The sequence below is a fragment of the Pedobacter aquatilis genome (genome assembly GCF_030409415.1).
In the GTDB taxonomy this organism is placed as follows: Bacteria; Bacteroidota; Bacteroidia; order Sphingobacteriales; family Sphingobacteriaceae; genus Pedobacter; species Pedobacter aquatilis.
Map to the genome: position 1 here is coordinate 239933 of NZ_JAUFPW010000013.1, position 6373 is coordinate 246305.

Consider the following 6373-nt stretch of genomic DNA (forward strand, 5'->3'; position numbering starts at 1 on the left):
GTTCTGTTTTTCAATTAAGAATTTGCTGCGGTAGACAGCAAATTCGGTTAGGTATTGTAACATCAGGTTTACAATCACTATGCCAACGAATAAATTGTAAGTCAAAAACAGCATTGAAAAGTACAATCACCATAGAATTTTTAAGCCATTACAGCACTTAAAATCCACTTTTTATTGTATTGATAAAAAAAAATGATAATGAATGAAAAGCAGGTTTGATAAATTTTTTATTCTAAACCGTGTTTACTAAAGCAGAATTTTAATGTTTTAAAGGATGAAATACATAAACCATTTTATAGGGCATTTGCTGTATTATACATTATTTAACGCCAACCCACCATTGTTTAAAAATTTGTTTATCATTCTTCAGGTAAACGAATTCGCCGATTATTGGCGTAACTAAAGGAATTTTGGCTTTTTTATTTAATTCTGTAATTTTCATTAAAGGTTCATCCCAAGGATGATTTGCCAATACAAATTTTGAAGAATGTACGGGAAACAATCGTTTGGCGTTCAAATCTTTTGCTGCTTTTAAACCTTGCTCTGGCATCAAGTGGATGTATTTCCATTTTTTATCATATTGTCCATCCTCAAGAATTGCCAAATCAATCGGACCAAATTTTTTGCCAATATTAGCATAATGCGTATCGTAACCACTATCGCCACCGATATAAATTTTCATACTTGGGCTTTGAAAAACATACGACATCCAAAGTGTATTATTTCTGCTGAAACCTCTACCAGAAAAGTGTCTGGCGGGTGTTGTATGAATAAAAAAACCGCCACCAAAATCGATGGTTTCGTTCCAGTCTTTTTCTAAAATATCGTTTACATCATATCCCCAATCTTCAAAATCGGCACCCACACCCAAACCACAAATAACTTTTTTAGTTTTAGATTTTAGTTTGATTAAACTTTCATAATCTACATGGTCGTAGTGATCGTGAGAAATAATAAGGTAATCTATATTTGGCAAATCCTCAACTTTGTATCGTTCTGTTCCTTTAAATGCTACAACCGTTCCGGGGATTGGCGAGGCGTTACCACTAAATACAGGGTCGACCAATATTCTTTTACCATCTAATTGAATGAAATAAGACGAATGACCAAACCAAACCAGAATATCTTCGCTAATTGGTAAATTTAGTAAATCTGCTTTTTTAGATGGAATGCTATCTACAGGCGTTAATCTTGGGTAATTGGTAAATAATTTATCGGCAATGATACCCATTGTAGTATAACCTTCAGTTACGGCGGGGGTTTTATTAATATTTTGGAAAACCCCATCTTTAAAATTTGGCGATTTTTTCATGCGCTCTAATCTTGCACCTTCTGCTGCTTTGCCAAATAACGGCTTTTTCATGTAAAAATATGTAGCCAAAACCAATAGAAGAATTAGCGATAGTAGAATGATAAAAAACCATTTTATTACTTTAAAGATTTTATGCTTCATTGAAAAATTGTATCTAAAATTTATTCAAAGTAAGGGAATTATTGATGCAAATTATCTAGTTCCAAAAATTTACATTGTGTTGTTCTGCTATACTTGAATTAAACTTTAGTTTTTATAAAGGGTTTAAAAATCAGCATTATTTATTGCCCGCTTTACCTCTTCTTTTTTGTTCTGCAACTTTATGCTTTTCAACAATGCCTTCCAATTGAGTTGAATGTGAAAAATAGCTTTCATAACTAAATTCTTCCAGGTAGATTTTATTAAATTTCATTTTAGTTTTAATAGTTGGTATTTTAACCAATTCGCCTTTTTCGTTATTTGCTAAATGGTCGTAATAATTCCAATTGCCAATGTAATCGCCAGTAATTAAATTGAAACTTGCCTCGCCACTACCATCGTTAGCAGCGTTTCCAAAAGCATACTCAGTTATTCCAATTAAGCGGATAAGCTTTTCAATTTTCTCGTACTTGAATTGACAAGTATAACCGCTTCGCATCCAATTATTTCTTAGCTCAAATCCATTTCTGGTTGATTTAATGTAAGTATTGTCGCTAGACATTTTGATTGCCTTGCTCTTTAGTTTTTTAAACTTTTGAGTGGATAATCTGCAGACAATTTGTAATGCTTTTTGGTCGATGTAAACAGTGTCTCTTTTGCCATCAAAATCAATGTCCTTAATTAATTTCTCTTGGGCGAAAGCGCCTAATTTTAATATAAAAAGGAATACAATTAATATTATTTTTTTCATTATGTTAATTAGTCGGTGATTAAGTAATTACGAAAGTTTACTATCCTCGTGTTTAAAATAAATTTATTTACAATTAAGTTTGAAAAAAGCCTAACTAAAGTATGTGCCGAAAAGCAAATAGTAAAAGCAACAGCAAATTTATATAACCACTTTTTCTTCATCTTTGTTGGTAAACTGATAATCGAGATAATTATAAAATACGGTTGCGCCGCTACCATAAGGTTACACTCTGCCATCATCTGGAAACGGATCGACAGAGTGGTGATAGCGTTTTGTAACCGTTAGCGAACTGTGAATACCCAACCAATGGATAAAGTTTGAAATTTGGGAAATAACACTAAACATTGCTCTTGCTGGTTTTCCGTTAATTGTCCAATCATTTTGAGGCTTTAACTTTTAATTCTTTACTTATAATTAATCATTATCCTGCCCAGCCATCTCTATCTAAACTCCTGTAGTTTATCGATTCTGCCAAATGTTCCATCTCCACATTTTCACTTCCATCTAAATCGGCAATGGTTCTGGCAACTTTCAAAATTCTATCATAAGCACGAGCAGATAAACCCAAACGCTCCATGGCCGATTTCAGTAAGTTTGTTCCAGCTTCGCTGATTTGGCAAACTTTTCTAACCATTTTAGGACTCATTTGTGCGTTATAATGCAAATCATTTTTATCCGCAAAGCGATGATCTTGAACTTCTCTGGCCGTTATAACTCTATTTCTAATTAATTCGCTTTTTTCCGCTTCGCGGGATGAAGCCAATTCCGAAAAATTAACTGGCGTAACTTCAACATGTAAATCAATCCTATCTAAAAGTGGGCCTGATATTTTGCTGAGGTATTTCTGAACTACGCCGGGAGCACAAACACATTCTTTTTCTGGGTGATTATAAAATCCGCAAGGGCAAGGATTCATAGAGGCAACCAACATAAAACTCGCTGGGTATTCTACAGAAAATCGAGCTCTGGAAATTGCTACTTTCCTATCCTCCAAAGGTTGGCGCATCACCTCTAAAACGGTTCTTTTAAATTCAGGCAACTCATCCAAAAACAAAACGCCGTTATGCGCCAAAGATATTTCTCCAGGAGCCGGATTCATTCCACCACCAACCAAAGCAACCTCTGAAATGGTATGGTGAGGTGAACGATAAGGTCTTACGGCCATTAAAGCATCTGTTGCAGATAATTTACCTGCCACAGAATGAATTTTTGTTGTTTCCAGCGCTTCATATAAATTTAATGGCGGTAAAATAGTAGGCAAACGTTTCGCTAACATGGTTTTACCAGCACCCGGCGGACCAATTAAAATTACATTATGTCCGCCTGCGGCGGCAATTTCCAAGGCACGTTTTATATTTTCTTGCCCTTTAACATCAGCAAAATCATGTTCATAATTACCTATGTTTTTAAGAAATTCTGCTCTTGTATTTACCTTTACTTGCTCTAATGGCTCACTTTTTTTAAAAAAGCCTATAACCTGAGCAAGTGTTTCTACGCCATAGGCGATTAAGCCATCAACAATTGCAGCTTCACGAACATGTTGCTTTGGTAAAATAAATCCTTTAAAACCATCTTGCTGCGCTTGTATAGCAATTGGTAATGCACCTTTTATAGGTTGTATTGCGCCATCAAGCGATAGCTCACCCATTATAAAATAGTGCTCCAAATCTTCTGCAGGAATTTGCCCCGAAGCAGCTAAAATGCCAATAGCAATTGGTAAATCATAAGCAGAGCCTTCTTTCCTAATATCAGCAGGTGCGAGATTAACTACAATTTTTTGACGCGGCATTCTAAAACCCGCTACATGAATGGCGCTTTCTAACCGCTGCAAGCTTTCTTTAACAGCATTGTCTGGCAGGCCAACCATATAATATTTAGTTCCGGCGCTAATGCTTACTTCAATTGTTATTGTTAAAGCATTTACGCCAAAAACTGCACTCCCGTATGTTTTACAAGCATTAATCTTTATGTAAAAAAAATGGGATGTTATATTATTCGGGGATAAATAATTTGGTAACAACTAAGATAGCATTTAACCGCAAAGACACAAAGAACACAAAGATTTAGTTTTTAATTTTATGTTCTAACGAATTGGTTTTGATACTCATCCCAATTTAAACTATTCAAATTTTTAATTAAGCGTTGGGAAAGCTCTACTATAAAGGAAACTTTTCATTTCCAAACATCAACAAAAAAATCCCAACCATTTCTGATTGGGATTGAATATTTACTTTAAGCTATTATTCGCTTTAAGCTTTAGCCTTTCTGCTTTTGACAAAAACTACCTTCTGCCCATTGGCATTTTAGGCATACCTTTCATCATTGCTGCTGCGGCTGCCGGGTTCGAAAACTGCTTCATCATTTTACGCATATCTTCAAACTGCTTAATTAATTTAGTAACCTCCTCAACTTTACTACCAGAGCCTTTTGCAATACGCAGTCTACGGCTTTGTTGAATTGCATCTGGGTTTTCCTTTTCAAACGGTGTCATCGAGTTGATAATTGCTTCGATAGATTTGAAAGCATCATCTTGAATATCAACATTCTTCATCATCTTGCCAACACCCGGTATCATGCCCATCAAATCTTTCATGTTACCCATTTTCTTAATCTGCTGAATCTGGCTATAGAAATCGTTAAAATCAAATTTATTCTTACGGATTTTCTTTTGTAATTCTGCTGCTTCCTTTTCATCAAACTGCATTTGAGCACGTTCAACAAGTGAAACCACATCACCCATACCCAAAATACGCGATGCCATACGGTCTGGATAGAAAACATCCAAAGCTTCCATTTTTTCGCCCGTACCAATAAATTTAATTGGTTTATTTACTACCGATTTTATTGAAAGTGCAGCACCACCGCGGGTATCACCATCTAATTTGGTTAAAACAACACCAGTAAAATCTAACCTATCGTTAAATACTTTTGCAGTATTTACTGCATCCTGACCAGTCATTGAATCCACAACGAATAAAATTTCGTGCGGTTGTGTTTTGGCTTTAACTTCCGAAATCTCGTTCATTAAAGATTCGTCAATCGCTAAACGACCGGCAGTATCGATAATAATTACGTTATTTCCGTTTTGCTTACCATGCTCAATACCTTCTAAAGCAATACCAACCGGGTCTTTTGAATCGCGGTTAGCATAAACAGATACGCCAACAGAAGTTCCTAAAACTTCTAATTGATCTACCGCCGCCGGGCGATACATGTCACCAGCAACTAATAAAGGTTTTTTGCCTTTTCCTTTCAAATGTAAGGCTAGCTTACCGGCAAATGTTGTTTTACCAGCACCATTTAAACCGGCAATTAAAATAATGGTTGGGTTTGCCTTTGTTTCAAGTTCGGTAACCTCGCCACCCATTAAGGCAGCAAGCTCATCGTTCATAATTTTTGTAAGCAATTGCCCAGGAGAAACCGCAGTTAATACGTTTTGTCCTAATGCTTTTTGCCTAACCTCATCTGTAAAAGTTTTGGCTGTTTTATAGTTAACATCGGCATCTAATAATGCTTTACGAATCTCTTTCATGGTTTCCGCCACGTTAATTTCCGTAATGCTGCCTTGTCCCTTTAATACTTTAAATGCTCTGTCTAGCTTGTCCTGTAAATTATCAAACATCTTTTTATAAGCTAAAAGCTATTGCTTTTATGCAAAAGCTACTGGTTTTTAATAAAAGGCAAATGTATCAATTTTTGATTGTAAATCTTTGCAACCCAAGGTCAAAAATCAATTAATTACAAAAGCTTAGTTGCATTGATTTTTGAAAATTATTGTTCAGCCCATTTGGCAGACTACAGTCCCGCCATACACTTCAATTTTTTTGAACAGCGTAACAGCACATTTGAAATTTCTGCAACAAAAAGTATTTTCGTTGCTGTCGGGTTTAAGAGTAACGGTGGGTGGTTCTTGGGGGGGAATTTAATCACCCCTTTCCCCTCTTAAATTAGGAGGGGAAAGGTAAGAACGATGGCAAATTATTGCACTTGATTTATTGCTGTACGTTTAACCTAATCCGTTAATAATCATACAAATTTTAAGTAGCACTGTCCAACTCCCCTCCTTATTTCAAGGAGGGGTTGGGGCAATGTCATTAACTTAAGGCTCATATCGCTCTTTTGTAGTTGGTCCATGTTTGATATTTTCCTTTGGTTCTTTTACTTTTTACGAT

General features: G+C 35.6%; 4 protein-coding genes. All 4 read right to left on the minus strand.

The window, feature by feature from the left end:
* Positions 1-319 precede the first annotated feature (319 nt).
* Entirely contained in the window at positions 320-1453 is a 1134-nt protein-coding gene (locus tag QWY86_RS08480; RefSeq protein WP_290240858.1) for an MBL fold metallo-hydrolase, read from the minus strand.
* 136 nt (positions 1454-1589) lie between these two features.
* The gene (locus QWY86_RS08485) at positions 1590-2201 is read right to left on the minus strand and encodes a hypothetical protein (protein ID WP_290240859.1); all 612 of its coding nucleotides are present in this window, start codon (positions 2199-2201) and stop codon (positions 1590-1592) included.
* Positions 2202-2622: 421 nt separating this feature from the next.
* The gene (locus QWY86_RS08490; RefSeq protein WP_290240870.1) at positions 2623-4164 is read right to left on the minus strand and encodes a YifB family Mg chelatase-like AAA ATPase; all 1542 of its coding nucleotides are present in this window, start codon (positions 4162-4164) and stop codon (positions 2623-2625) included.
* Between the two features lie 318 nt (positions 4165-4482).
* On the minus strand, positions 4483-5823 hold the full coding sequence (gene ffh / locus QWY86_RS08495) for a signal recognition particle protein (protein WP_290240861.1): 1341 nt from the start codon (positions 5821-5823) through the stop codon (positions 4483-4485).
* Between the last annotated feature and the right edge of the window lie 550 nt (positions 5824-6373).